This is a genomic window from Simkaniaceae bacterium, assembly GCA_021734805.1.
Lineage (GTDB): Bacteria > Chlamydiota > Chlamydiia > Chlamydiales > JACRBE01 > Amphritriteisimkania.
Map to the genome: position 1 here is coordinate 18234 of JAIPIG010000018.1, position 25042 is coordinate 43275.

Below are 25042 nucleotides of genomic sequence, written 5' to 3' on the forward strand. Positions count from 1 at the left end.
TTAGGTTTATTTTCAGGTGGATTTTTTAAATGTTTTACAAAATCCAAATTCTGATGCATCTAGAGCGGAATTGAATTGACTCGAGAGACTTTGAAAGGCAATCAAGGCTGTAAGTTCAACAATGGCATCTTCTTCAAAATGTGCTTTTAATTTTTGAAAAAGTTCGTCATTTACTTTATTGGGTGATTGAGTCACAACTTCGGCATATTCCAAAGCAACTTTTTCAGATTCGGTAAAAAGGGAACTTTGTTGAAATAAAGAAAGATTGAGAATTTGCTCTTCGCGGCCTCCCCTTTGAAGAAGAAGAGAGGAGTTCATATCAATACAGAAGGCGCACTGATTGATCTGCGAAATTCTAATCGTAACTAAGGCTCTCAGATCAGGGGGTAATGGAGAATTTTTGCGATTTAAGGATTTTTGCATCAATAAAAATCCTAAAAAGACTCTTGGCGTGCGCCCCCAAAGTAAAACCGGTTCTAATATGGCTCCATATTTTTTCTTTTGTAGATAAAACAAGAGTTTGAGATACCAAGGGTAGGTGTTTTTTGCTTTTGGTGTAATTCTAGACATAACGGTGCTTTGGTTTATTAATTGTATGGGAAGGAATATTGGCTATTAATAATTGGCCCGCTTGGCCTCCGTTCAAAAGAAGAAAAAATGAGTAGATTCATTAAAAGATTCTTACCGATTACAGTTATTCTTATAGGCATGGCTATCATTTATTTTACCGGTGTCTATAAATACCTCTCTTTTGAAGTGCTTAAAGCGAACCACAAAGAGCTGAAACTATTTATTGCGCAGCATCCTATCATTGTTTCCTTTCTTTTTATTCTCTCTTATGTCAGTTTCACTGCGCTTTCGGTTCCGGGAGGAATATTCCTATCTCTTTTAGGTGGATACCTCTTTCCTCAACCTTTGAGTACCATTTATGTTGTTTTTTCAGCAACCTGTGGAGCAACGCTGATCTTCCTTTCAGCACGAACTGCCTTAGGGGACAGTCTAAGAAAAAAGGCCGGTCCGGTTTTAAGAAAAATGGAAGGCGGGTTTCAAAAAAATGCCGTAAGTTATTTGTTGTTTTTGCGTTTTGTCCCGCTATTTCCTTTTTGGATCGTTAATATTGCGCCTGCCTTTTTTGGTATTGCTTTAAGAACTTTTGTTTGGACGACTTTAGTTGGGATTACCCCGGGGGCATTAGCGTTTACTTTGGCGGGTGGAGGATTAGAAAAGATCTTTGAGAGTGATCAACCCTTTTCTATTGCTGCCATTTTTAATATCCAACTCAAAATTGCATTAACTTTGCTAGGGCTTTTGGCATTAGTTCCGATGATAATAAAAAGGATAAAAAAATCATGATTGAAACGCACTTTCGAAAAACATATCAACAACTGTGTATCAATCCCTTATTAAACTTAGGCTTTTTACAGAAAGTACATCCTCACGTATTCACTTGTATTGCATGTCTTTTGGGGATAAGCATGATTCCATTGCTCAGCTTTGGATTTTCTTTTTGGGCCTGTGTGATGCTGGGAATTTCAGGCTTTTTTGACACCCTAGACGGCTCCTTAGCTCGGCATCTTAAGATAGCTTCACCTCAAGGCGCTGCATTAGACATCATATGTGATCGTATCACCGAATTTGCGATCATTTTTGGCCTCTATACTGTAGAGCCTAATGTTAGAGCATTGCCAACGATTCTCATGCTTGGAAGTATTCTCATCTGCATAACCTCGTTCCTAATTGTAGGTGTTTTCACAGAGAAAAGCTCAGAAAAAAGCTTTTTCTATAGTCCCGGATTGATTGAAAGAGCGGAAGCTTTTATCGCTTTTGCTATTATGATTTTGTTCCCCTCTACTTTTGCTGTTTCATCCTATATTTTTAGCTTTCTTGTTCTACTTACGGCTGCGTTGCGCATGCATCAATTTTTTAGAGAAAGCGCCTTTCTTATCAAACGTGGAGAATAGAAGGGGAGCGAAAGAAGTCCATTACAATAATTCTCTATTCCCGTAAAATGCTTGCGCAAAGGAAGGGGAAATATGGCATTAATTGTTCAATCGACACCTAATTCACATGAAATTCAACGGATTGTGGAGCTTATGACATATCGAGGTCTGCTTTGGTACGATGATTTTAGAGATCATTCTAAATTGGTAATGACGATTTTTGATTTTGCAGTATGGAGGGAAATTCCCGGAGAGGAACGGCGGATCAAAGATCAATTTGGATTTATATGGATAGGCGGAGCAGCCTTTGATTGTTACCTGGAGTCATCAAAAAAGCCCAATGATATGAAGGCAATGCAGGAGCTTAAAAAAGGGGGGTGTTTTCCTACGAAGGACCTTCCTTTAAAATGCATGATTGAACAAGTTTCGGAATTGCAAAAAACCATTTTTGAATCCTTTTCTGAAGAACCCGGCCGCCTTTTTCGTTTTGAGATGTCTGTTAGACTCTGTGATCTTAAAGATGAGGTGATTATTGATAATAAATGGGAGGCAGAACTAAATGGGAGCTGCTAAAAAGTCAGGTTTTTTAATTTGTTTGTGTATAAATCCAAGTTCACTATAAAGTTATTATTTTTATTTGAAGAGGCTTGCTTTGAAAGAGCATGTGATTACAACGCGTAATTTGCGCAAGACATTTACTACAAAACGCGGTGTGCATGAAGCTGTAAAGGGTGTTGATCTCGCTGTCAATGCGGGAGAAGTCTTTGGTTTTTTAGGGCCAAATGGGGCCGGTAAGACGACCACTTTGCGTATGCTGACTACTTTGCTCCCCATCGATGATGGCGAAGCAAGTGTGGCGGGGTTTGATGTAGCGACGCAACCGGATGAGGTCAGACGACGCATTGGTTATGTTAGTCAAAAGGGGGGTGTCGATCAAGCTGCAACAGGAAGAGAAAATCTCATTCTGCAGGGACGACTCTATGGGATGTCTAAAGAGCAAGTGTTAAGTGAAACAAAAAGATTGGTTGATATTTTTGCGCTTGGTGAGTGTATTGATCGTTTTCCCAAGACATATTCCGGTGGTCAATTGCGCCGTTTAGACATTGCACTTGGGATGATTCATCGTCCGGGAATTCTCTTTTTAGATGAGCCGACAACGGGACTCGATCCTCAAAACCGTTCGAATTTATGGAATCAAATCTTAGCTTTGAAAGAACTTGGGGTGACTATTTTTCTTACATCGCATTATCTCGATGAGGTTGATTTTCTCTCAGATCGGTTAGCGATTATGGATGGGGGTAAAATTGTCGCTCTTGATTCTCCGACTGCGCTCAAACAGCAAATTTCGGGAGAAATTGTTACGATTGGCTTAAAACCGAGTTTTAGAGAGCAGGCAATCGATGCCTTTAAAGATCTCACGTTTATTCGAGAGGTTGTCCACCATGAGGACGATATTCGCGTTTTTGTCGATCATGGAGCGACTGCACTACCACATATTCTAAAAGTGCTTGATCATGGCCAAATGCCACTTGAAACAATTATGGTTAGCAGCCCATCGCTGAACGACGTTTTTTTGAAAACAACCGGAACATCCCTTAGAGATGGAGTAGAGTCATGAAAGTCTTAACGGATCTGCGTCTTCTTTTTGCGCGCAAAGCAATGGAAACATTGAGAAATCCCGTCTTTTTATTTATGGGAGTTTTTACACCAATCATTTATTTAGCTCTTTTTGCTCCTCTTTTAAAGAATTTATCTTTTGGTCATGCGCATGACAGCAATATTCTAAATATGTTTGTTCCGGGAATGCTCACGCTAGTTGCATTTTCTGTAGGATTATTTTCCGGGTTTGGCATTATTGATGAGTTAAGAAGCGGGATTATTGAGCGTCTTCGCGTGACACCTGCAAGTCGGTTTTCATTGATTGGAGGACATATTTTTCGCGATATGACCGCAGCGCTGTTTCAAGTCATTTTTTTTGTGTTGATTGCGATTCCCTTTGGGTTTAGACCCGATTTTTTCGGTCTTTTATTGATGTTTATCTTGCTCATGTCTCTTTGCTCTATTACATCGGCATTTGGCAACACGGTCGGATTGCTGACAAAAACGGAAGATCACTTTGCACCAATAGTTCATTCGATTAACCTTCCCATTATGCTATTATCGGGAATGCTTCTTCCCCTATCGCTTGCTCCAAAATGGCTACAAGTCGCAGCCCATTTTAATCCGGTCTATTATGTTGTGGAGGCTTCTCGCCATCTTGTCCGAGGGGAAATTACTTTGCCCATTGTCGGGTATGCTTTTGCTTTCGTGATTCCACTGGCAGCGATTTCGCTTCTATGGGCCTCGAGAACAGTCAGCAAAGCCGTACATTAATGTCTCGATCTCATAATGTTTGCAATTTGATCTTGAAAGAGGCCGGTTCCTATCGTTCTGGCAAGTCGATAGACGCAATAAGCTGTGGGGCTCGTCTTTGCATCAATCCTATTGCGACGGGCTAGAGCGTCGAGTTGAGTTCGTAGGGAGTTGCGCTCTGTTTCTGTCCTTGGAGGGTGTCTTGTAAGAGAAATGGCACCTGTTAGAAAAGCGTTAATGAATTCTCCTTCCTTTCTCGGGATTTTACCGGCAAAGGCTCGACTCAGCGAATCAAATCCTTTGAGCCAATGCTCCCAAAATTGCGATGTTGAACGCACAATCGCTCCTTCTGAAATGATATCTCGGTATGAGTCTTGTGAGAACTCTGTAGTATAGGGCAAGACGCCTGTATGTTTCCCGAGCATGCGTGTTAAAAATAACCGGATATGGTGAGTGACATCCATCGTCAGAGCTGCTTCTTTGGGATTCATGATGGCAGGGTATCTGGCTGTTGCTAAATGGTGGGCTGAGCGGGATAAACAAGAGTGAATTGCTTTGAATTCCATATCATCTTCTTCAGATCCGAAAGGGTGTGGGGCGCATAATTTTTGAGGATAAGAGATCGCTCCGGCGAGCATCATATGAATAGGACGTTTGATTTTCCTAAATAAAGGAATGAGTTCATCTCTCTGGGGATTGCGGCCAATTTGGGGTTTAGCAACCATCTGAAATGCATCGTCATCTGAGTGTTTCATTAAATTAATGAGAAAATCACTTGGGGGCATTTCAAGATCATCATCACCCATTAACAGTTTGAATTGAGTTGAGGGGTCAGGGGAATCTACAATGTTTTTTAAAATGGTGAGCCCTTCTTCTTTGATTCTTGGATCGTCGAGTAGGACTTTCATTGAAACAACTCCTTTGAGCATGGCCATATGTTGAATGATAGGACCGAGAAGTGAACAAGCATTCCGCGCTCCACCATAGCCAAATTGTTGATCTTCCGTTGTGGAAATGAGTTCGGTAATGCCCAGTTTTTTTGCCAGCATCAAAGCTTCTTCTTTTGATACGTAGACGATAGGGAAATCAAGCGAGGTAGCAAAACGTTTATTTTTTGTGAATAAATCGGGAGTAGATTGGTCTATTACAATAATCGGTCGAGATCGAATATTAATATCAAGTTTTGAATGATGGAGTTGCATTGACTCAATGACTGAGGGAAGAAAGGGAAGTTTACTGAGCTCTTTTCCGCATGTAGGTAAAACGACAGCTAGATGATTAAATTGCTCAGTCAGATGAGAGCGATCAAAGTACTGAGTGATGTAGGAGTGCAATTGAAGCAATTCAGGTTTTAGAGTGCCGATATTTTCAGCGTTGATGTTTTCGAGCCAGGTATATAAGTTTGGATGTTCAATGGGGCATAATCCCATATCAAAGTCATGCCCATAAAGTCCAAAATCAAGGCAAAAGGTTTGAAACTGTTCAAGCGTGATATCTAAAGGTGCTACTTCAGCTAAGGGGCAAACTCGATTCAATGCATCAAATGCAAGAGAGCTTGTCTCATCAAATGTGCGCTTCAGCTCTATTTGAATCTCGTCAAATGATCGACTTGTTAAGGAAAGAATCCTAAATTTTTCAAGATCATAATAACCGCGATCAAGTCCGTTCACAATATCGCAAATGACAGGATTAGAATGAGTTTGAAAGATTTTTTTTAAAATATAACTGCCTTCATCATAATGTATAAAGAGTTCGGTAATTAAAGAAGAAGGGTTTTCATCTGCATTGATCAGACTCGACATTCTATCATAGGAGAGATGTGCAGCTGCAATTCTAAATATCTGAATGGCATTAATGTCACTGGGAGAACTTTCCTCAAAATAGAACTGATAAATGAGATCTTGTATGAGAGCAAATTGTTCCTCATCAGTGCCCATTTTTAAAAATGCTTCTAAAGCTTCGTAAGAGTCCGGAGGAAGGATCACTGATAAAATGATTTTTGCCCGTTCCACCTCATCAATAGGATGGGGAAAATCAAATCCCTTAGCAATTAATATAATCGTTTCATGTTGAAGTTCAGTTGGGGTGATGCAAATCGATTTGATCTCATTGTGTAGTTCTTGAATGTAATCTTTAAAATGCATGGCTGCTTTTTCAGGGGGAAGGGGCCCCGTTAACTCAATGAAAATTCTTGAAGCCGTTTGCCTGACCTGCTCTAAATGCTCTAAAACTTTTTCTTTGGGCATCTCTATGGAAAAACCGGATAGATCTTCACCCTCAATCTGTGTGTTTGCTTCGTTGATTTTATCTAATAGAGTTGTTTGAATACTTCCAATTGCATCCGAATCCGGTTTTTTTAAACAATTTCGGAAGAGTTGAAAGGCTTCAAAATGAATGTCGTTAATACAGTGTTGCAAATCTCTTGAGAGGGAATCAAAGCTCATAAAAAATATATAAAAATAAGTTTATTTTTTTGAGTAACATGATTTTGTTTTGTATGAAACCCATTTTTTAAATTTAGTTTCAATGCTATAATCTTTGTTCAAATAATACCGGGGGTGCCATGTGCCCGCATGGCTGAGATGATACCCCAATTGACTTGATCCGGGTTATACCGAAATAAATTGAAGAGTTGGTTTTTATCTTCGCTGGCATCTTCGACTTTTTACTCATAATTTTTTGATCTATCTTCAATAGGATCAAAAAAATTATGCCGGCTAAAGCCTAGTAAAAATTCGAAGCACCATCTTTGCTAAAATCCCAACTCTTCAACTCATTTCGGTATATGCCGGCGGAAGGAGAGTATCTAGTGGTTCGTTTCTTTTTTATTATGATCGGCAATGTCCTATATCATTTCGATCGCGCTTTATTTGGCTTTTTAATTCCTTTTCTTGCCCCCCATTTTTTTAAAGAAGGTGATTCGAGCTATGCCCTGCTTAAAATGTATGCGATCATTCCCCTGAGTTTATTGATGAAGCCTTTGGGGGCACTTTTCTTTGGAAGTTTAGGGGATCGCATAGGACATCAAAAGATTTTATCCATCACATTGATGGGGATGTCAGTTCTCACCATTTTGATGGGGTGTTTGCCTCTTTATGATCAAATTGGTACATTGGCGCCATTTTTATTGGTGTGGATTCGGTTAGGCGTTTATTTTTTTTCAGCAGCGGAAACAACCGGAGGGGCTTTTACACTTCTCAATCAAGTGAACCCGGAGAAGAGAAACTTATGGAGCAGCCTTTTTGATGCCTCAAGCATTTTGGGTATCATCATTGCCTCATGGTCTGTTTATTGGGTCAGTCAGATCGAGAATGGATGGCGCTCTTTATTTTTATGTGGTGGGATTGTAGGGCTCATTGGCTGGAAATTGAGAAGGGGAAGGAATGGAACGAAAAATGCACTTGAGAGAGTGCCGTTTCAATGGGAAACGCTGTGGATTTATCGCAAACAGATGATAACGATTGCAAGCGTTGCCGGGCTATCTTATGCCAATTACAATTTCATTACCGTTTTTATGAATGGCTTTTTACCCTTGATCAGTTCGATTTCTAAAACAGAGGCACTTAGGCTCAATACTCATCTCTTATTATTTGATATGCTTTTATTGCCATGTTGTGGTCTTTTAGCGACTCGATGGGATCGCAATAAGATGATTTTCATCACCATTGCAATCCTATCTGTTGCAATTGTCCCCCTTATTTTGCTGTTATCAGAGGCGACGACCTTGCGTGCGGCGGCTGTCAGATTATGCCTTACGGGTTTGGGCGTGTGCTTAGCGGCTCCATTTCACGCTTGGGCCTATGAGCAAGCTCCGGAAAAACATCGATTGACAATTGGCGCTTTGGGTGTTGCTTTAGGAGGCCTTGTTTTTGGGGCGCCCCTTCCAATGATCAGTTTATGGCTTTATCAAAAAACGGGGCTCATTGTTGCAGCGGCAATGCCGATCGTTGCCATTGGTGTCATGAGTCTTTACAGAATGTCTAAGGAACGATTAGGCTTGAGAACTCAGTCATGATTTTTCTTTGACAGGATCGTATTGGATCGATACACTCAAGCAAAATTAACCCCTTGATTTTGGATGAGTTATTCAGTCGAACAAGTCAATTTGGCAACGCAAAATGAGATGCTTCGCTTTTTAAAAAAGCATGAAAACTATTCGATGTATTTGCGCGGGAATTTTGAAGAATGTGGGCTTCATTTAAACTCAAAGCCTAATTCGGGGAATTTTAAAGCGGTTCGCAACCAAGAAGGGATTTGCGCGGTCTTTACTCTAACCAAGAGAGGGACACTTCTTGTTTTTTCTGAAATGCAAGATGAAGATCTTTTCCGATCTATTATTACCGTTTGCCAAAAAGAACAAATTCCTCTCAAAGGCGTTATCGGTGAGTGGACTTTTTGTCATCAGTTTTGGGAGTTTTTGAAAAAAGAGCAAGCCATTGCTGATGAAAGACTCGCTTCTAAAGAAATTTTATACGGACTTGATTTGACTCAATCTCCCTTTGTTGATGGGGGCGGTGTGCGCAATCTATTTTTAGAAGATTTTGATCTGTGGAAAATTTTAAAAAACAATGATTTAATCGAGCAAAACATCCCATTAGATCTTTCAGATGATCAACTCAAAGATGAGTTTCAGGGTAAATCCCACAAGGGAATGGTCTGGGGAGTATTTCAAGATAAGCAGCTCATTTCAATTGGGGAACTTAACGCAAAAACGCATGATTTATCTGTTGTTGGAGGCGTCTATACTGAACCGTCTTTTCGTAGGAAAGGCTTTGCAAAGCTCTTAATGAAGCGCATTATCACCGATGTGAAGCTCAATCAGCAGGGAAAAAAAATGATTCTTTTTGCTCGTGAAACCAATGAGCCTGCACAAAAGCTCTATCAATCGCTTGGATTTGAGCAAATTGGCTACTTTTCATTATTTTTTGCATGAAACCACACGTGAGATCATCCAGTGATCGGACAAGGATGTTTTTTCAATTTCAAGATTTTCTGGAACGGTTTCTTCACCTTGTAAACAATCGAGATAATCAAGTTTGGCTTCTTGCAGGGGTCTTTGAAATCGATCAACTTCAAGTTGATTTGAACATGTATTCCTAGTGTCTTCAGTATTTAGAGCTTCTTTAATAAAAATTCGGTCTTTGCTCTCTGTAAGGTTGAGATCTCCACAGAGATAAATAGCGCGCTCACAAGAGGCCGTGATTTCTCGGATCTCATTAAATTCATCGATGTGAAGTTGGGCATTATCGATGCCATTGCCCACATCAAAGTGAGTTGCGATATAAATTGCCTTTGCCGTTGTGACTACAAAGAAGCCAAATTGCACTGAGGATCTAGAGAGGGGGGAAGGGGCAAAAGGATGAAATTCGACTTTTTCGATGGGGATTTTTGAAGCGATTAAGAGGCCCGGATCAAGGCCAAATAAATACCCACCGGGACGCAAATAGATGTCGCTAAAATCTTTTTTGAGGCCGGCTGCCATCTGGTGAGCTGAATATCCAAAGCATTCTTGGCCAAAAAATATATCACATTCAGAATCGATGATTTTTTTTATCTGTTGCTGAATGCGTCGATCTCGGGGCTCTGTCGCATCAATAAGAGGAGAAAGGGCGATTTGTCCCGTATTCCAGCTCATGACTTTTATTTCAGGTTTATCTACTGCGGTTTGATCACCTTGGATGTGATAAAAATTGTCTTCCCTAAGGTAGCGGCCTATTAGGGAGAGAGTGCAGCCTAATAGAGCGGGAATGAGGCCCATTAATAAATAGATGCCGGATGCCAAAATTTGAATAGGGGGCCACTCATAGACAGCATCACGAGGCTCATTATTTTTAAAAATAGCATCTACGAGATGATCCAGGGGGAGGGTCATTTGATAGATTCCCCAAGTTCCCCAATAATCAGCTTGAAGTGAGATGGCTTGAATCATTACTGATTTTCAGTTATTCGCGTAAGCATGCGCATCGCTTCATGATCGGAAAGGATAAAGCGGAAACGCTCAAATTGCAGATCGGCAACATCGCTCTGAAAGTTTTCAACTTTATGGTCGAGATAGCTATAGCGATATCCGATGAAAGGGATTTTCAATTCTTCGCATTTTTCATCAACCGGAATCATATGGGAGTATTTATCATTAATAAAGATGATTTTTTTAGGGGTTAACTTTAAATGGGTCAGCAGTTTTTCAAGGGCATTTCCCTTATGTGAATTTGCAGTGAAAATGATGCCATGACGAAATAGGCAGCTATGACCATTTTCAAAAAGGTAATCTTCCTTTGAAGGGACTGATTTAGAAAGATCAATTCCAAGTGATTGAAGTTGATAGGCGGTTCTTGTCGCCATACCAAGACCTCGTGTTGTCAGACCGAGCATCATGTGGCCTTTATTTTGCAAATCTTGAATGAGTTGATCAATTCCCGGCTCAACGAGTTTCACTTCCGTAATGCATTGTACCGACATCCACTCTGCAAGCGCTCTTTCGAGGGCATCATCTGATGAAGATCCGTGAAGCTCATGAACTCGGATGCGGTGGCGAAACCACTGATCATTTCCCAGCTCTTGAATCGGTTCAATTAAGGTATTATCAATATCAAAAATGATGAGGGTATCTTGATCGATTTCTTGGAATGCCTCTTTCATCTCTTTAATTTCAATAATCCGGCCATTCATGAGGCCAATAGAGAAAAGACAAAGCATCAAAATATAACGAAACATTCCATAACCTCAATTTTTTTAAATCTTTAAAAATTGTCGTTGCAACTGACTTAAGTAGGCTCGAAAACTAATAGACAAAGCTTTTGATCCCACTTAAGTCAGTTGCAAAGTCGGTTAAAATCTTATAAAGATTATATATTTCTTTCAATTGATTTGAAAAGATGTTTCAGGATTTTTTTAGATTTTTCTAACCCCAAAGATTGCAGGATATAATAGGCTTTCCAGTGATCGAGCTCTTTTTGATCAAAAGAGCTAATGAGGCCTTGTGTCTGTTTTTTCCGAAATAGTGCATAGAGGCTAATTCCGGTTGCAACAGATAAATTCAAGCTTTCTACCATTCCTACTGTTGGAATCGTGAATAGCTGATCACAAGTTGTTTTGGCCTCTTCCGATAGCCCTCGCTGTTCATTGCCAAAGAGTAGACAACAAGGTCGACTTAAATCTAAATCATCCGGTGTATTGTTACTATCAACGACAGCTCCGTATAAAGCAATTTGGTGCTTTTTTATGATTGAAGTGAATGAATCCAAACTGTTGTGATAATGGATATTGACCCATCGGGATGTTCCCTGTGACGTTTTTTTACCCGATCGGCGTCTGATTTCCGAAGTGATAATGTGCATCTGCATCACGCCAAAAGCTTCTGCAGAACGGACCATTGCAAGCGCATTATAGAGATCGGCCGGAGATTCAACGGCGAGATGCACACCATTCAGTCGGCTCGATAAAATTGTCTCGATTTTTTCAAGGCGTTCTTTGGTTAAAAAAGGGGTCAATGATGCGATGATTTCACTATCTGTAAAATGCCGGGAGAGTTCAGAAAAAAAAGGGTGATCAATCATAAACCGGTAGTTTCCTCTAAAAATTATGACAAAATAAGGCGATAGCTGCAATGATGCTATCTCCCAAAAGTCCTTGCATTTTCGTTTGAGTTTGATATACTTTGTGGCCGAATCCAGTTTGCCTAAATGAGGGTTTATGCGCAGTTTTTTTTCACTAAAAATCAAGATGCTCTTCTTATTTTCCATATGCTTCTCTTTTATGGTCGCAGAAACAAGGGCAATTGTGTTTGATTATGGCAATGTCATTGTTAAGACGGATCGCGAGGCCATTGTTCAAGGGCTTTGTCGGCTCTTTGACTCAAGCGAAATTGAAATCCGACAGGCCGTTATGCAAGCTCGGGAAGTGCGCCATGCAGGTGGTCATGAATTGGGATTTTGGGAAGATTGGGCAGAAAAAAATGGAATAGAACTGCCCGGGGATTGGATGAAGCAATATAGCGATTTATGCAGTAAAGCTTTAAAGGTGAATCTCGATATGGTTCAACTCGCTCAAGAATTAAAGCAAGGCGGTTATACAACGGCTCTTCTTTCCAATTCAATTTTACCTAAACCTCTCTTTATGAAAACACTGGGCCAGTATGGAGAATTGTTCAATTGCATCATCTTATCGCATGATGTGAAGTTTAGAAAGCCCGACCCGCAAATTTTTCGCGCACTATTCAATGAACTCAAACTAAAACCCGAAGAGTGTTTATTTATAGATGATAGCGAAAAGCATATCAAAGCAGGTGAGCGTCTAGGTATGGACGGAATCGTATTCAAGTCACACGATCAACTCACAAGAGAACTTGCCCAACGGAAAATTCTTTTAGAAAAAGACGAAAAAAAGATTGAGATTCAGTCTGAATCTCTTTGAGCTATCTTCAATAGGTTCAAAAAGTTATGCCGGCTAAAGTCTGATAAAAATTCGAAGCGCCATCAAAGCTAAAATCCCAATTCTTCAACTCATTTCGGTATAAATTAAAAAAAGGGTTGAAGGGTAGACATTAATTTCAAAAGTAGGAATAGGTGAAGTAGAGGGAGGGGTATTAACCTGAGTTTTGAGTTTATTTCACTCATTCTTAGGGAGATCTATCTTTCTTTTTGCTTATTTTTAGAAAACTCTGTTTCTGAGCACTATAACCAAATAAACTCGAAATTCAGGTTATTATGGAAAAAAGAAAGTTAGGCTATATGGAAGCGGTATGTGCCGCTACCGCTCAAAGGTGGCCAAATACTACCACAATTGTTGCTATTGCTGAGATTCAAGGACATCTTGACGAAGAAATTTTGGTCGATGCCATTGAATTGATGTTTGAGCGCCATCCGATGCTCCATTCTGTCATGCTTGAAGAACAGGGGAATATTTATCTCCAAGACACGGCCAAATTTGATGATATTTTGATAGAGTTTTGCGATATGGCAAAACAATCGGTTGATCGGATTGTTTCAAGAGAGATGAAAGAGCCCTTTACCCCTTCTAAAGCTCTGTGGAGAATGACAATTTTAATCGACCACACCCATAAAAAAAATAAAGTGCATAAGGTTATTTTATCTATTCACCACTCGATTAGCGATGCAGCTTCAACCTGCCTATTCATGCATGATCTTTTTGAGATTTATGAAAAACTGGAAGAAGATATTGATTATGAGGAGGAAGCGCTTCCATTTCTCGATTGCGTTGAAGAGCTCATTAACTCAAATAAAACCCTTGATGAATATGTGAAGGAAAAAAAGAAACTCTTAGAATTCACTTATGATCATTTTCCATATGAGTCTGAGACAGAGTATGATAAAAGGGAAACCAAAACGATCTACGACGATTTTAGCTCTCAAGAAGTCGAAGCAATCCACCGGACAGCGCGTGAAAATAAAGTCACCGTGAATGCGCTGCTCTCAGCAGCTATGCTATTATCTTATGCTGAGCTCTTTAATCGCCCTATCAAAACGCCCATGTATACTCATGTGAATATGAGAAAGTTCTGTATTCCTGAAATTGGTAAAGAGCATTTTGGCCTTTTTTCGGGTGCCATCCGGATTAATTTCTCTATCGATCCTAAGAAGGATTCCTTAATCGATGTTGCAGAACGCTATCGGAATCAATTCGAAATCGAAATTGATTACCAAATTTTTAAGCCCAATAAACTTCCAATGAAAACACAAGATCTCTTTCAATCAATTGAAAAACGATGGGATGAGTCAAGTCACTCTTTCCATCGCGGGATTTATATGACAAATCTCGGACAGTATACCCATCCAACGTGCTTAAAAAGACATATGATTCAGAAAATGCATTTTACAACGTGCCAACTTTCTGCTGACTTTCCTTTAGTTACACAAGTTATTACGACAGATCTAGGTATGTTTACAACCACCTCATGGACACATCCCCATATGAGCGATCAAAAGGCTAAAAGGTTTTGTGATCTTTTTAGACATCACCTCGCAACACATTGCAATTTTGCTAAAAAGAATGATCAACTTGCAAAACAAGCTTCTTAAAATGTAAAAACAGCGGCCCAAAAAAGAGAAGCAAATGCTTGAGAGTTCCTTCCTGCAACAGTGACCCAAGTCCCAAAAAGAAATCCCATATTTTCTGAAACATTGTATTCTAAAGAGGGTGTGATACTGATTTGAGTAGATGACGGGAGTGAAACGGAAGGCGTTGTGCCTTCTTGAGTGATGCCCTTTATGCCTGAAAAAGAAGAAGCGGACTGATTGAATAGATAAAAATCGCAGGCAAAGACCCAGTTTTGGGTGATTCCATATTCTCCTGAAAAATATCCAAAAAAGCTGGTTCCGGGTTTCGCTTTGCCATCGGTCCCATACCCACCACCAAATGCATTAAAACTCTCAACATGTGTTGGAATTCCCCAGAGCCATCCAATACTCCACTCAAGATTCAAATAGTGCCCCCAAGGTTGAAATCGTTTTTCAACTGAAAAAAGGGGCCCGAATTGAAAAGATCCCTGCCCTGTGGCATCGATTCCATTTTTATTGGGGTTTAAATGTTCATATTTTCCGGTTGGATAGAGCTGATGTAAATCGATTTGAATATTAGGAACCCAGCTATTGGGATCATCTGTTGCAATTTGATAGCCTAAATAGATGTTTGTATCTTGTAAAAAGGCGGCACTATGACCTTCCGAAAAATTTACAATAAATCCGGGGTAAAGTTCGAGTCCCCATCGCTCAGAGATCGCAAAGTCATAGTCAATTGTTGGATTGATACTCCATATCGTTGGGGCTTTTTTTAAAGACCAATTCGAATGATATGTTCCATAGGCGGAAGAAAATAAGATAGCAGGTTCAAGAGAGGGGTGTCCCGGCGCCATAATAACGGGAGTCGGTGCCAAAAATGGACCGGTAAACCATGGCATGTATTCGGGTCCCGGTTTTGAAATTCCCTTTGAAGATGAAATTTTAGCATATCCAATCTGAGAAATAACCATTAAAATGAATAGAGTTGCGAACCGATAGTAAACTTTCATATTTATCAAAAAATTAGGGTTAAATATACCGCTCAATCAAACACAATTTAGACAATAAATTCAATTCTAATATATACCAAAATTCTCTATAGAATAAAAATTTAGGTTATTATGAGTAAAGGTATTAAGTTATCAAGATTGAAATGTATTAGAGGTAAATATTTCTATCGCGGCACTTTTTTTAAGCTCAATCATCCGATCAAATCAACGGCAAAAGGGAAAAAAATGATGGTGCTTGCCTCTAAAACCATTGATGGTGAGCGGAGGGTTAAACTCATTCATTTTGGCGCTTTGGGTTATGGTCATAACTATAGTGAAAAAGCAAAAAAAAGCTATCTTGCGCGCAGCGCAAAAATCACGAATAAAGAAGGTCAGTTGACTAAAGATGATCCATGGAGCGCTAATTATTGGGCGCGTAAAATTCTGTGGCCTGCGAATAAACCGGCTAGCGGACCTAAAATAACATAGACCTCCTTAGCAACAGCCGGTGCGTCTTATCCCGGAGCTGCGCTTTAATCGATCAATTTTTACTTGCAAATTTTCAGCGATTTCTTTTTTGCCTGAATGTCCATAGTGGTTTGCTAGGCGCTGGAGCGCTGCGATTTTACAATCGATGCGGATCAAAAATCTTGAAATATCCGTTTCGATTTCTTTGATTTGATGTAACTCATATCGTTTTTCAATAATTTCTAAGATAAGGGGATCGCGAGCTAGCTCCTCGACAAATGAAGCTGCCTCAATGGCGTGTTGAATATCACCGATGCTAAGGAATTTTCTCATAAGTTCTATTGCCGGAAAATCTCTTGAATATCCGGGCGCCATTCTAATGACAGAGAGTGCTAGATTGGGATCGGATGTAGCCCAATCATTGGGCATCGCTAAAAGCTCTTTTCCTATAATTCCCGTTTCACTGCGGTATTCACTTGAAGCATTTAGAGGACTTTTAGATCGCATCATACCCAATTTAAACAGATCGCGAAGGTGATTTTTATGTGCTTCAAGGGTTAATCTACTCGATAAGATTCTTTTTGCAATTGTTGCAATGTGTTTTGCAATCTCTTTATTGTCAGATTCGTGCATTGTCCCGTCTTGGTATTCATAACGCTTAGCAATGTTAACGGCTGCAGGAATATCGTCTCGTTCCAGGCATTGGGCAATCAATAGACCTCTTTGAGAAATAATGGATGTTTTCTGCTCATAAACAGTCAAAATTTTGCCCGTTTTGGGATGGCGCGCCTCTTTTGCCGTATCTTCAATGCTTCTTAAAGTCGAGTCGATTGTCGTTTCATCTGTATTCTCTAATATAGTGTAAATCAGCGGGTTGGGTGATAGTTGAGAAGCATCTATTGCAGCCATACATTGTCCTTTTTATCTAATTAAAATTTAAAATGGATTAAACCATATAGACTTTGTTTGTTTTTTTCTAGTAGAGCGATATGAAAAATTTTGAGGGGGATTTGCAAAATATTTTGAGATAATGTACAAATCTGTATCTACAATTTTTTTTAAAAGGAAAATTAAAATATTTTGTTATTATTGTTCATGAGAATGGCCAAAAAATAATTTAACAAAAATTGGATTCTCTTGATTAAAATTTGACCTCAGAGTTAAGGTCATATCGTTTAAAACAACACTACCAAAGGTATCAATATGAATTTCAAATCAGCAAAACTTTACGTTTTATTAGCATCTACTTTTTGTTTACTCACAGGCGTTAGAGGATATTCTAATGAAGAGACTAAACAAGATGCATCTAAAGAAAAAGAAGTAGTGCGCGTGAGTGATGAAAAACGCTCAGAAGATAAAGATACAAAAGAAGATAGAAGAGAAGAGACACGCTCTTCTGATGAGAACGAATAGTTATCTAATCCTTCAAGTATTTATAATTAAAAAACTTAGCCGGAGGCGATGCTTTTCGGCTAAGTTTTTTTTATGATTTGGCTTGATCAAGGCGGTATTGATTGAAGTCGGTGATAAATTGTTGGCAGATTTCTTGCAGATTGAACTCGAGGGTGTTCATACAATGAGCCGGTGAAGCCATCCAGTTGATGCCACCACTTTTTTTAGTTACGTAATCCTTTTGAAAAATGACGTCACTGTTGTGTTTTAGGCTAATTTGAATGTGCATTTTACCGTGGTAAATGAAATAGGTATGGGCAAAGGCGTGAAGAATTTTTCCTTCGAGAACGTAATGGGAGTTATCTTCTTCATCGAGGATGGTATACCCGGCATTGGTTAGTTCTGTTTTAAATGCATTTGTCATCCAACCGGGAATACTGTCATCGGTATGAATTTTTACAACGGGCATCCAAAGGCCATTTCTTAGAGCTCCGACATATTGACCGTATTCTCGTGCATCATCAAAAGTTGGAACGTTCAAGGCGATATGGTTAGGCTCTTGACTAGGGATGATTGGGTGATAGCTGAGGTGAGCTCTTGTAGTGCAACCGGCGAGAAGTAAGAGAGAGACAAAGCCCGGTAGAGCGAGATATTTCATAACGGATTCCTACAGGTATATTTGAGTGGCCAAAGTATAGGTTACTTGAGAGATTATGTGGAAGATCTATTGCAAGTTTTCCAAACTTCTTTCAGAATAAAAAAAATTTTGGAGTTTATTATGAAAAAGTGGCTGATTATTTTATGTTGTTTAGTCGGTTGGCAGGGATTTGCCGAAGGATCATTTTCAGAGCAAGTGAAGGTGATCCGGTTAGAAGATTATGATGCGGAAGTTTTACAGGTGGCAGGGCCTGTGGTTGTTGATTTTTATGCTGATTGGTGTCCACCATGCCGTCGAATGAAACCAATTGTTTCGACTCTGGCTGAAAAGTATCAGGGAAAAGTTAAATTTGTCGCTCTCAATGTCGATAAAAGTGCAAGTTTGCGTAGTCGATTTCAATTGAGATGCATCCCAACTTTTTTATTTGTTAAGGATCAACAGCTCCTTGAGCAGCAAGACGGGAGTTTGACTCAGGAACAATTTGAAGAGAAAATTCACAAGCTATTTGGGGTTTCTTAACATGAAAGAAGAATATGTTGAATATCAAGATGGAAATGAGATCTTAGAGGCCTTTGTCGTTTCACCGAGTGAAGAAAAAAAACCGGCAGTTTTGATTTTTCCTGCATTTGCAGGGCGAGATCAATTTGCATGCGATATGGCAAGAACCATTGCAAAACTCGGCTATGTCGGCTTTGCCGTAGATATGTATGGAAAGGGGATTCATCCCAGCACGCGCAGAGAAATGTCTGAGCATATGATGCTTTTTGTCGATGATAGACAAAAGCTAAGACAGCGCGTTCTTTCCGCATATGAAACACTTAAAAAGCTCAAAGTAGTTGATGCGCATCGCATTGCATCGATTGGATTTTGTTTTGGAGGACTGTGCAGTTTAGATTTAGCGAGATGCGGTGTCGATCTCAAAGCGGCAGTCTGTTTTCATGGGATTCTTGCAGGACTTCCCTTAGAGATTAAGTCGCATCAGATTAAAGCAAAAATCTTAATTTGCCATGGGTATGATGATCCTCAAATTCCGCGTAAACAAATAGCATCGGTTCAAGAAGAGATGACGGCTCAAAAAGTAGATTGGCAACTGTTGATGCATGGGCAAACAATGCATGGATTTACTAATCCGGAAGCACAAGACATTGACTTTGGCATTTTGTATCATCCGATTGCTTCAAAACGTTCTTATGCGGCAATGGAAGCATTATTCAAAGAGGTGTTTTAGACTCAATCGATTTGTTATTAAAAATAAATGATAGTAAAAAACCGATGATGAGGGCAATGGGTAGGGGAGTGAGCGCAATTTTGTAATCATTGACTGAGTAAATGCGCATATTTTCAATCATTTGTCCTGTCCAGCGCATATCGAGGACCATTCCGACAAAAGGCTGGATAAAGGAATCGCCCATAGAGACGATAAAATTGGTGAAGGCGATCGCCGTTGCTTTGACATAACTCGGGTTAATTTCAATAGAGATCGTAAAATTGAGCAGTTCTGCTGAAGAAAAAAGACCAATGAGAAAAGCACAAATGAAGATGACCCAGATGGGAAGAAAATTACAATAGATAATGAGTGATAGGCAGAGGCAGGTGAGAAGCATTGCGATGCGCAGGACTAGTAAGCGTTTCTGCATGAAATCAGAAATGATGCCAATAATGGGGCCGCCGATCAGCCATCCCATAAAGACTGTGGACATCGCATAGCCGGCAGTTGTTTTGCTGACCCCATAAGCGGTTTGAACAAAAGGAACACCCCAAAGTCCGGCAAAGGCAGTCGTTGTAATATAAAAGCAGACGGCGATAAATGAGTTAATCCAAGCGCGCCAGTTCGTTGCAACGATTTTCACTCCTGAAAGAAGGTGGCCTTTTTTATGAGAGGTTTGTTTTTCGATGTTTTTATCTTGGATATCTTCACTTAAACTCCAATAAATGCCGACTGATAAAATAATACCAAAGACTCCAAATATAAAAATTGTTGTTCTCCACCCAATCATTTGAATGAGTGAGGCTAAAGGTCCTCCCCCTGAAGAGGCCCCAAGCATGGCAATTGAGTTAGCAAGACCGATGAGAAAAGCTCTTCGTCGAGGATCAAACCAATGAGAAGAGATATAGACCATAGAGACAAAGGCAAAAGCAGACCCGGCGCCAATTAAAAAGCGTCCGAGAGCAGCGATGTTGACCGAAAAGGCAAAAGCAAAAACCATCGCACCGATTCCACAGATGAGGGAGGCGGTACTGAGAAGTTTTTTGACTCCATAGCGATCAATTAAAATCCCAACAGGCAGTTGCATTGGGGCGTAGGCGTACAAATAAAAGGCACTGATAATTCCCACAGCAGAGGCGTTAATTGAAAAAGCAAACATCAAGTTATTGACAATGACACTGGGAGAAACGCGCAAGACAAATTCATAGAAATAAAATAAAGCGGCTAATGACCAAATCAGCCATTTTAAATGATGATGTGGTTTCTGATGTGTCATGTGATGGTTCCATGGGTATTTTGTGTATTTTTAACAAGATGGGATAAAAACTCAAATCCTTTCTCTCTATTTCTTGAAAAACTTTAACCTCGACTTTGTACATTTTTCGGACGCAAGTTTTGCAAGATTTTGACATACAATCGGTTACCAATTCCTGCAATCGGCTTGAACACGCCATTACAGGAATTGGTAACCGATTGTATGTCAAAAGATTGTGAAAATCGCGCCGAAAAATGTACAAAGTCGAGTTAACTCGAGTTTAAGAAAAAGTCGATATCAGTAGCTTGAATTTCAGACTGAGATTTAATATACTTGGATTCCAATCCAGGATCACAGTTTAAATAATACCATTCAGGTCGGAGTTATGAATCTCTCTCTTCTTTTAAAAAATCTATTCACAATGCTAGTGTTTACCGGACTTCCTTTCGTGAATGTTTATCATTCATTTACAAATAGTTTGTTCTTCAATGCCGAGATTACAGAGGCAACGGGATTGGAAAAATGGGCCAATCAGGTGCTAATCCCGGCGCATTATCTCTTAGCCGGCAGGTCAATCGAAATAAAAAATGAAGAGAGCGATCGTATTTACTGCAATATTCATCAAAAATATACATATGATCATCAATTTGTACTAAGAACGGTAGGTTCTGCAGTGGCTCTGCCAATAAGTGTCGTGCTTGGATCGAGTCTCAAAGGGCTTGCTATGATTAATAAAGAGGTGAGAGAGCGGCACCAAAAGGTTGCCGATTGGATCCGATCAACCCCTATCCGATCGCATTTAGAAGAGTATCAAAACATTGGGATCAGCACCGCTTCCTATTTAGATGGGGAACAAGCGGAGTGTCTTAATTGTAAGCGGCGCGAGAGTGATCTTGACCATATGAAGGCAGATCGAGATGCACTGAAAGAGGTTGTGCGGATTCTAACAAAGCATCAAATCTTATTTTGGATTGATTGTGGCACATGTCTAGGTGCCTATCGTTATGGCGGGATTATTCCCTGGGATTTCGATGTGGATTTAGCCATTCTTCAGCCCGATTTTTATAATGCCTTTTTTGCACTGAGATCTGAGTTAGATCCCAATTTATATACGGTCCAAGATTGGTCAGGCAGAGATTGTCCCGGATCGTATTTAAAAATCTATGTGAAAGCATCGCGATCGCTCATTGATATTTATCACTTTAAAATTGATCCCAAAACACAAACAATTAGCTCAATTTCTTCGAATGATCAAAGCGTTTTTTTGCCGGAGTGGTGGAAAATTCGTGAAAGACGCTATACCATTCCGACTCCGTTTGAACAGGTTTTTCCTCTCAAATTAGCGCAGTTTGATGGGATTGTTGTTCCGGTTCCCAATCAGACAAAGCAATATCTGCAAGCGCGCTATGGTGAAAATATTAGCCCCAATCGGATTTATAATGAAGTAGAGCAAACTTACGAAAAGGACCCTTTGCATCCCTATTGGCAACTCGACTATGCTCATTGAGCATTGCACCTTTTATCTTAAATTTGTAATGTGAAGTATACCGCTCGTGATTCAAGAGTTGTTTTTTTTTGTCGCCGGCATCCCCGCTTGGTCGATTTGACCTCGCCTCTGCCTATTGTGAATAGCGCAGCGGCTCGGGTTAAAAGGCCTTCGGCCTGATCGACTATCGGCGCGCCGGCTTCTAAAAATTCCAACTCTTGAATCACTCCCGGTATACCGAAATGAGTTGAAGAATTGGGGTTTTAGCTTTGATAGCGCTTCGAATTTTTATCAGGCTTTAGCCGGCTTAATTTTTTGATCCTATTGAAGATAGGTCAAAAAATTAAGGGTGAAAAGTCGAAGATGCCGGCGAAGATAAAAACCAATTCTTCAACTTATTTCGGTATATATCAAATAGATCTTAAGTAAGTTGGAGCAATAATGCGACTTCAAAAATTTTCGGCAGTGATTGTTTTTTGCCTAGGCATACAAATTTTAAGTGCTAACTCTGCAAAAGTTAGTCCAATCGATACATATCGGATGAAGAAACAATCTGATATTTACAAAATATTGCCCACTAAAAAAGAACAACTTGAAGCAAGAATTGCCTTAGCTAAGGCAAATTTTAGAGAATCTATCGAGCAGATCGCTAATATAGAAAATGAAGATCGGACATTTGAAAATACGATTTTAGCTTATGATAAAGCACTTGGATTGCTCACAATTGAAAAAAATATTTGCGAAGTCCTCTCTTTAGTGGCGATGAAAGAAGCTGTGCGAGAAGCAGCGCGCCAAGGGTATATCGAGATTGATACGACAATCGGCGATGTCTTATCAAATGCTTCTTCGCTGTATGATGGAATTTTATTTCTCGAGAAAAAAGAAGATAAAATCCCACTTGAGCGGCGTTATTTTGTGAGTCAAATGCATAAAGAACTCAAGCATCAAGGTCTTGGGTTATCTGAAAAGCGCAGAGAAAAAGTGCGTTTAATCCGTCAAGAACTGCTTAATTTATCATCGATGTTTGAAAAAAACATTCAGATGGATGAGAGCCATATTTGGGCATACCGGCAAGAATTATATGGATTGCCCCTTGAATTCATTCAATCATTAGAGACAAAAGATCAGTTGTATAAATTGCCGTGTGATTATGCCACCTATTTTAGTGTGATGAAGTTTTGTAAAAGTTCAAATATTCGAAAGAAGTATCTATCTGCTTTTGAAAATAGAGCTTATCCTCAGAATGAAAATATTTTAGAAGCTTTGATCTTTAAAAGAGATGAACTGGCTAAAGAACTGGGGTATCAAAGTTTTGCCGAACTTGATTTGAGTAAACAGATGGTCAAAACAGAGGCAAATGCCCATCAATTCATTGATGATCTTTTAAAAAAATGTTCTTTGATAGCCGATCAAGAATTTGGTCGATTTTCAAAAGATCTTCCCGATGACATTTATCTCACAGATAATATGAAAATGCATAGTTATGATTGGTCTTATGTTTTAAATCATTACCTCAAGAAGCATTTTCAAATTGATGAAATTCAAGTAGCCGAATACTTCCCCCTTGAACATACGATTGAGCAGCTCATTAAAATTTTTGAATCATTTTTTAGTTTAAAAATCACCTGCGAAAAAGATCATTTGTGGGATAGCGATGTCACTGTATTGGCAGTGAAATCTGCTAAAAACAACGATCTTCTTGGATATTGCATTTTTGATCTATTTTATCGGCCGGGAAAAGAAGCACATCCATGCTGTGCAGAGATGATTCCAAGCTATCAAATCGATTCGGGGGATCATCTTGTGAGTTTGCAAGTCGTCATTTCAAATTTATCTCAACCCTCCTTATCTCGCCCGTCTCTCATGACACATCGCGATGTGGTCACTCTTTTCCATGAGTTTGGACATGCACTCCATGGAATCTTAGGATCAACACATTTGATGACGGCATGCGGAACGCATGTTCAAACGGATTTTGTTGAGCTTCCCTCTCAATTACTAGAGGAGTGGATGTATGATCCTGAAATCATTAGGATGATCAGTTCACATTATCAAACCGGAAAGCCAATCAGTGATGAGATGCTCCAAAATCTCATCCAATCTCATTCTATCGGGGAGGGGATTTTTTATCTGAGACAATGCTATCTGGCTAAATTATCCTTGGAGTTTTTTAAAGAAGGGGCAATAAAAAATACAAATATGATTGAGCATAAATTGCAAGAGCAGATTATGCGTCATTTTGAGCGGCCGGATGATTTGCACTTTCATAATGCATTTGGACATCTTGATCAATATGGGCCTAAATACTATAGCTATCTTTGGTCTAAAATCTATGCAGTGGATATTTTTAATGAGATGAAAAAAGAGGGGCTTTTAAATCCAAAAACGGGTGAGCGGTATATACGCGAAATCCTAAGCAAAGGGGGAACGGAAGATCCCAATATCATGCTTGAGCGTTATCTGAATCGCAAGCCCAGCATTGAGCCTTTCCTTGCAAGGATAAAGGGGGCCCAATGAAAAAAATTTCATTCTTAGTATTACTTGTATTCATTGGCGTCGCTTGCCGCTCAACTCCCGAATTGAAAAAAGTGCCAATGACATTTTCACTCGATGCAGAAGAGATCCATCTGGTGATAACAAAGCCGGGAATGCAACAATACAAGATGATTTTAAAAAAGCCGATGGATGAAGTGTTTTCTTTTGAAGGATCTCCGATGCAAGCTCAGACAGTCATGTCATTGGAGCAATTTTATAGTCTTTGGACAGATCGCGAAAAGGGATTGTATCGCACTCCTGCACGCGCAGTACTCATTGCCTATGTAGCGGATAAAAAAGGGCATATTAGCCGTCAAGCGCTTCTTCTTAAACTATCCAATCCGGAATATAACAAGGAAAAAGCGGAATTTTATTTTGAAGCAACGCCTCTTCATGAAGTGAATCCTTGGATTATTGGGCATCCCGTTCATCCGGCAGATCTGATCATCCAAACCCAGAGTACCTAAAAAAAACAGAGTCTTTATGTTTTCTTTAAAATAAGATAGGATTTAGACTTTGGCTTTTTTAGGAGAGATTCTATGGAAATTGAGATGTCGCACTGGATAGCGCCGCTATCTTCCGTTTTGCCGTCTGCTCAGCCTTTTGTTGTTGCAAGTTCAATATTAGAAGGGTGCTTTTATTCCTCTTTGAAGCAACCCGCTAATTCAGACTCCTCTATTATTACGTGGATTCGAGAGACTTCAATCAGAAATATTCATCTGATCCAAGGCCTATTTTGTGCTG

The 25042-nt window shown here is 39.7% G+C and carries 26 protein-coding genes; 17 read left to right on the forward strand and 9 right to left on the reverse strand.

Features of this window, described 5'->3' with window-relative positions; all coding sequences use genetic code 11:
- Nucleotides 1-12: 12 nt before the first annotated feature.
- On the reverse strand, nucleotides 13-570 hold the full coding sequence (locus K9M07_04675) for a carboxymuconolactone decarboxylase family protein (GenBank protein MCF7852516.1): 558 nt from the start codon (nucleotides 568-570) through the stop codon (nucleotides 13-15).
- 87 nt (nucleotides 571-657) lie between these two features.
- On the opposite strand from K9M07_04675, the gene K9M07_04680 reads away from it, so the two are divergent.
- The 5 genes from K9M07_04680 to K9M07_04700 all read left to right on the forward strand — a co-directional run bounded on the left by K9M07_04680 (nucleotide 658) and on the right by K9M07_04700 (nucleotide 4313).
- Nucleotides 658-1353: a VTT domain-containing protein gene (locus tag K9M07_04680; GenBank protein ID MCF7852517.1), complete on the forward strand. Its 696-nt coding sequence runs from the start codon at nucleotides 658-660 to the stop codon at nucleotides 1351-1353.
- Nucleotides 1350-1961: a CDP-alcohol phosphatidyltransferase family protein gene (locus K9M07_04685; GenBank protein ID MCF7852518.1), complete on the forward strand. Its 612-nt coding sequence runs from the start codon at nucleotides 1350-1352 to the stop codon at nucleotides 1959-1961. Before K9M07_04680 ends, K9M07_04685 begins: the two co-directional genes overlap by 4 nt.
- 72 nt (nucleotides 1962-2033) lie before the next feature.
- A complete protein-coding gene (locus K9M07_04690) occupies nucleotides 2034-2513 on the forward strand; it encodes a hypothetical protein (GenBank protein MCF7852519.1) in 480 nt (159 codons plus the stop codon).
- A gap of 79 nt (nucleotides 2514-2592) precedes the next feature.
- A complete protein-coding gene (locus tag K9M07_04695; protein ID MCF7852520.1) occupies nucleotides 2593-3558 on the forward strand; it encodes an ATP-binding cassette domain-containing protein in 966 nt (321 codons plus the stop codon).
- On the forward strand, nucleotides 3555-4313 hold the full coding sequence (locus tag K9M07_04700) for an ABC transporter permease (GenBank protein ID MCF7852521.1): 759 nt from the start codon (nucleotides 3555-3557) through the stop codon (nucleotides 4311-4313). The genes K9M07_04695 and K9M07_04700 overlap by 4 nt, the downstream gene beginning before the upstream one ends.
- Here K9M07_04700 and K9M07_04705 read toward each other — a convergent pair.
- Nucleotides 4310-6736, reverse strand: coding sequence for a hypothetical protein (locus tag K9M07_04705; GenBank protein ID MCF7852522.1), 2427 nt, complete (start codon nucleotides 6734-6736; stop codon nucleotides 4310-4312). The genes K9M07_04700 and K9M07_04705 overlap by 4 nt on opposite strands.
- A gap of 365 nt (nucleotides 6737-7101) precedes the next feature.
- Between K9M07_04705 and K9M07_04710 the strand changes: the two genes are divergently transcribed.
- Both K9M07_04710 and K9M07_04715 read left to right on the forward strand, forming a co-directional pair.
- Nucleotides 7102-8307: an MFS transporter gene (locus K9M07_04710; GenBank protein ID MCF7852523.1), complete on the forward strand. Its 1206-nt coding sequence runs from the start codon at nucleotides 7102-7104 to the stop codon at nucleotides 8305-8307.
- Nucleotides 8308-8370: 63 nt separating this feature from the next.
- A complete protein-coding gene (locus K9M07_04715; protein ID MCF7852524.1) occupies nucleotides 8371-9225 on the forward strand; it encodes a GNAT family N-acetyltransferase in 855 nt (284 codons plus the stop codon).
- Here K9M07_04715 and K9M07_04720 read toward each other — a convergent pair.
- From K9M07_04720 to K9M07_04730, 3 genes are all read right to left on the reverse strand, one after another.
- Nucleotides 9211-10221, reverse strand: a complete 1011-nt coding sequence (locus tag K9M07_04720) for a hypothetical protein (GenBank protein MCF7852525.1) — start codon at nucleotides 10219-10221, stop codon at nucleotides 9211-9213. The genes K9M07_04715 and K9M07_04720 overlap by 15 nt on opposite strands.
- The gene (locus tag K9M07_04725) at nucleotides 10221-11006 is read right to left on the reverse strand and encodes a DUF2608 domain-containing protein (protein MCF7852526.1); all 786 of its coding nucleotides are present in this window, start codon (nucleotides 11004-11006) and stop codon (nucleotides 10221-10223) included. Before K9M07_04725 ends, K9M07_04720 begins: the two co-directional genes overlap by 1 nt.
- A gap of 131 nt (nucleotides 11007-11137) precedes the next feature.
- On the reverse strand, nucleotides 11138-11848 hold the full coding sequence (locus K9M07_04730; protein MCF7852527.1) for an RNA methyltransferase: 711 nt from the start codon (nucleotides 11846-11848) through the stop codon (nucleotides 11138-11140).
- Nucleotides 11849-11984: 136 nt separating this feature from the next.
- Between K9M07_04730 and K9M07_04735 the strand changes: the two genes are divergently transcribed.
- Both K9M07_04735 and K9M07_04740 read left to right on the forward strand, forming a co-directional pair.
- The gene (locus K9M07_04735; GenBank protein ID MCF7852528.1) at nucleotides 11985-12704 is read left to right on the forward strand and encodes an HAD family phosphatase; all 720 of its coding nucleotides are present in this window, start codon (nucleotides 11985-11987) and stop codon (nucleotides 12702-12704) included.
- Nucleotides 12705-12997: 293 nt separating this feature from the next.
- Entirely contained in the window at nucleotides 12998-14329 is a 1332-nt protein-coding gene (locus tag K9M07_04740; protein MCF7852529.1) for a hypothetical protein, read from the forward strand.
- Here the strand turns inward: K9M07_04740 and K9M07_04745 are convergent.
- Nucleotides 14326-15318, reverse strand: coding sequence for a hypothetical protein (locus K9M07_04745; GenBank protein ID MCF7852530.1), 993 nt, complete (start codon nucleotides 15316-15318; stop codon nucleotides 14326-14328). The two genes, K9M07_04740 and K9M07_04745, sit on opposite strands and share 4 nt — an antisense overlap.
- 111 nt (nucleotides 15319-15429) lie before the next feature.
- On the opposite strand from K9M07_04745, the gene K9M07_04750 reads away from it, so the two are divergent.
- Nucleotides 15430-15786 (forward strand): hypothetical protein, encoded by a 357-nt coding sequence (locus K9M07_04750; protein ID MCF7852531.1) that lies wholly within the window; start codon nucleotides 15430-15432, stop codon nucleotides 15784-15786.
- Nucleotides 15787-15792: 6 nt separating this feature from the next.
- On the opposite strand, the gene K9M07_04755 is transcribed toward K9M07_04750, so the two are convergent.
- A complete protein-coding gene (locus K9M07_04755) occupies nucleotides 15793-16674 on the reverse strand; it encodes a hypothetical protein (GenBank protein MCF7852532.1) in 882 nt (293 codons plus the stop codon).
- Between the two features lie 294 nt (nucleotides 16675-16968).
- Between K9M07_04755 and K9M07_04760 the strand changes: the two genes are divergently transcribed.
- Nucleotides 16969-17178: a hypothetical protein gene (locus K9M07_04760; GenBank protein MCF7852533.1), complete on the forward strand. Its 210-nt coding sequence runs from the start codon at nucleotides 16969-16971 to the stop codon at nucleotides 17176-17178.
- A 70-nt stretch (nucleotides 17179-17248) separates the two neighbouring features.
- Here K9M07_04760 and K9M07_04765 read toward each other — a convergent pair whose 3' ends face one another.
- A complete protein-coding gene (locus K9M07_04765) occupies nucleotides 17249-17815 on the reverse strand; it encodes a hypothetical protein (protein MCF7852534.1) in 567 nt (188 codons plus the stop codon).
- Between the two features lie 120 nt (nucleotides 17816-17935).
- On the opposite strand from K9M07_04765, the gene K9M07_04770 reads away from it, so the two are divergent.
- A complete protein-coding gene (locus K9M07_04770) occupies nucleotides 17936-18334 on the forward strand; it encodes a thioredoxin family protein (protein ID MCF7852535.1) in 399 nt (132 codons plus the stop codon).
- Nucleotide 18335: 1 nt separating this feature from the next.
- Nucleotides 18336-19043, forward strand: a complete 708-nt coding sequence (locus K9M07_04775) for a dienelactone hydrolase family protein (GenBank protein ID MCF7852536.1) — start codon at nucleotides 18336-18338, stop codon at nucleotides 19041-19043.
- Here K9M07_04775 and K9M07_04780 read toward each other — a convergent pair.
- Entirely contained in the window at nucleotides 19027-20298 is a 1272-nt protein-coding gene (locus K9M07_04780; protein MCF7852537.1) for an MFS transporter, read from the reverse strand. The two genes, K9M07_04775 and K9M07_04780, sit on opposite strands and share 17 nt — an antisense overlap.
- A 364-nt stretch (nucleotides 20299-20662) precedes the next feature.
- Here K9M07_04780 and K9M07_04785 point away from each other — a divergent pair, with 364 nt between their 5' ends.
- The 4 genes from K9M07_04785 to K9M07_04800 form a co-directional block, all read left to right on the forward strand.
- The gene (locus K9M07_04785) at nucleotides 20663-21784 is read left to right on the forward strand and encodes a LicD family protein (protein ID MCF7852538.1); all 1122 of its coding nucleotides are present in this window, start codon (nucleotides 20663-20665) and stop codon (nucleotides 21782-21784) included.
- A 420-nt stretch (nucleotides 21785-22204) separates the two neighbouring features.
- The gene (locus K9M07_04790; GenBank protein ID MCF7852539.1) at nucleotides 22205-24280 is read left to right on the forward strand and encodes a Zn-dependent oligopeptidase; all 2076 of its coding nucleotides are present in this window, start codon (nucleotides 22205-22207) and stop codon (nucleotides 24278-24280) included.
- Nucleotides 24277-24765, forward strand: a complete 489-nt coding sequence (locus tag K9M07_04795) for a hypothetical protein (GenBank protein ID MCF7852540.1) — start codon at nucleotides 24277-24279, stop codon at nucleotides 24763-24765. Before K9M07_04790 ends, K9M07_04795 begins: the two co-directional genes overlap by 4 nt.
- A 72-nt stretch (nucleotides 24766-24837) precedes the next feature.
- Nucleotides 24838-25042, forward strand: a 205-nt coding sequence (locus tag K9M07_04800) for a hypothetical protein (protein ID MCF7852541.1), incomplete at its 3' end; no start/stop codon positions are given.

What these genes read in the sequence shown, in the direction of transcription:
- K9M07_04675 (MCF7852516.1), bottom strand. Translation starts at nt 570, where the DNA reads ATGTCTAGAATTACACCAAAAGCAAAAAACACCTACCCTTGGTATCTC.
- K9M07_04680 (MCF7852517.1), top strand. Translation starts at nt 658, where the DNA reads ATGAGTAGATTCATTAAAAGATTCTTACCGATTACAGTTATTCTTATA.
- K9M07_04685 (MCF7852518.1), top strand. Translation starts at nt 1,350, where the DNA reads ATGATTGAAACGCACTTTCGAAAAACATATCAACAACTGTGTATCAAT.
- K9M07_04690 (MCF7852519.1), top strand. Translation starts at nt 2,034, where the DNA reads ATGGCATTAATTGTTCAATCGACACCTAATTCACATGAAATTCAACGG.
- K9M07_04700 (MCF7852521.1), top strand. Translation starts at nt 3,555, where the DNA reads ATGAAAGTCTTAACGGATCTGCGTCTTCTTTTTGCGCGCAAAGCAATG.
- K9M07_04705 (MCF7852522.1), bottom strand. Translation starts at nt 6,736, where the DNA reads ATGAGCTTTGATTCCCTCTCAAGAGATTTGCAACACTGTATTAACGAC.
- K9M07_04715 (MCF7852524.1), top strand. Translation starts at nt 8,371, where the DNA reads ATGAGTTATTCAGTCGAACAAGTCAATTTGGCAACGCAAAATGAGATG.
- K9M07_04720 (MCF7852525.1), bottom strand. Translation starts at nt 10,221, where the DNA reads ATGATTCAAGCCATCTCACTTCAAGCTGATTATTGGGGAACTTGGGGA.
- K9M07_04725 (MCF7852526.1), bottom strand. Translation starts at nt 11,006, where the DNA reads ATGTTTCGTTATATTTTGATGCTTTGTCTTTTCTCTATTGGCCTCATG.
- K9M07_04730 (MCF7852527.1), bottom strand. Translation starts at nt 11,848, where the DNA reads ATGATTGATCACCCTTTTTTTTCTGAACTCTCCCGGCATTTTACAGAT.
- K9M07_04735 (MCF7852528.1), top strand. Translation starts at nt 11,985, where the DNA reads ATGCGCAGTTTTTTTTCACTAAAAATCAAGATGCTCTTCTTATTTTCC.
- K9M07_04740 (MCF7852529.1), top strand. Translation starts at nt 12,998, where the DNA reads ATGGAAAAAAGAAAGTTAGGCTATATGGAAGCGGTATGTGCCGCTACC.
- K9M07_04745 (MCF7852530.1), bottom strand. Translation starts at nt 15,318, where the DNA reads ATGAAAGTTTACTATCGGTTCGCAACTCTATTCATTTTAATGGTTATT.
- K9M07_04750 (MCF7852531.1), top strand. Translation starts at nt 15,430, where the DNA reads ATGAGTAAAGGTATTAAGTTATCAAGATTGAAATGTATTAGAGGTAAA.
- K9M07_04755 (MCF7852532.1), bottom strand. Translation starts at nt 16,674, where the DNA reads ATGGCTGCAATAGATGCTTCTCAACTATCACCCAACCCGCTGATTTAC.
- K9M07_04760 (MCF7852533.1), top strand. Translation starts at nt 16,969, where the DNA reads ATGAATTTCAAATCAGCAAAACTTTACGTTTTATTAGCATCTACTTTT.
- K9M07_04765 (MCF7852534.1), bottom strand. Translation starts at nt 17,815, where the DNA reads ATGAAATATCTCGCTCTACCGGGCTTTGTCTCTCTCTTACTTCTCGCC.
- K9M07_04770 (MCF7852535.1), top strand. Translation starts at nt 17,936, where the DNA reads ATGAAAAAGTGGCTGATTATTTTATGTTGTTTAGTCGGTTGGCAGGGA.
- K9M07_04775 (MCF7852536.1), top strand. Translation starts at nt 18,336, where the DNA reads ATGAAAGAAGAATATGTTGAATATCAAGATGGAAATGAGATCTTAGAG.
- K9M07_04780 (MCF7852537.1), bottom strand. Translation starts at nt 20,298, where the DNA reads ATGACACATCAGAAACCACATCATCATTTAAAATGGCTGATTTGGTCA.
- K9M07_04785 (MCF7852538.1), top strand. Translation starts at nt 20,663, where the DNA reads ATGAATCTCTCTCTTCTTTTAAAAAATCTATTCACAATGCTAGTGTTT.
- K9M07_04790 (MCF7852539.1), top strand. Translation starts at nt 22,205, where the DNA reads ATGCGACTTCAAAAATTTTCGGCAGTGATTGTTTTTTGCCTAGGCATA.
- K9M07_04795 (MCF7852540.1), top strand. Translation starts at nt 24,277, where the DNA reads ATGAAAAAAATTTCATTCTTAGTATTACTTGTATTCATTGGCGTCGCT.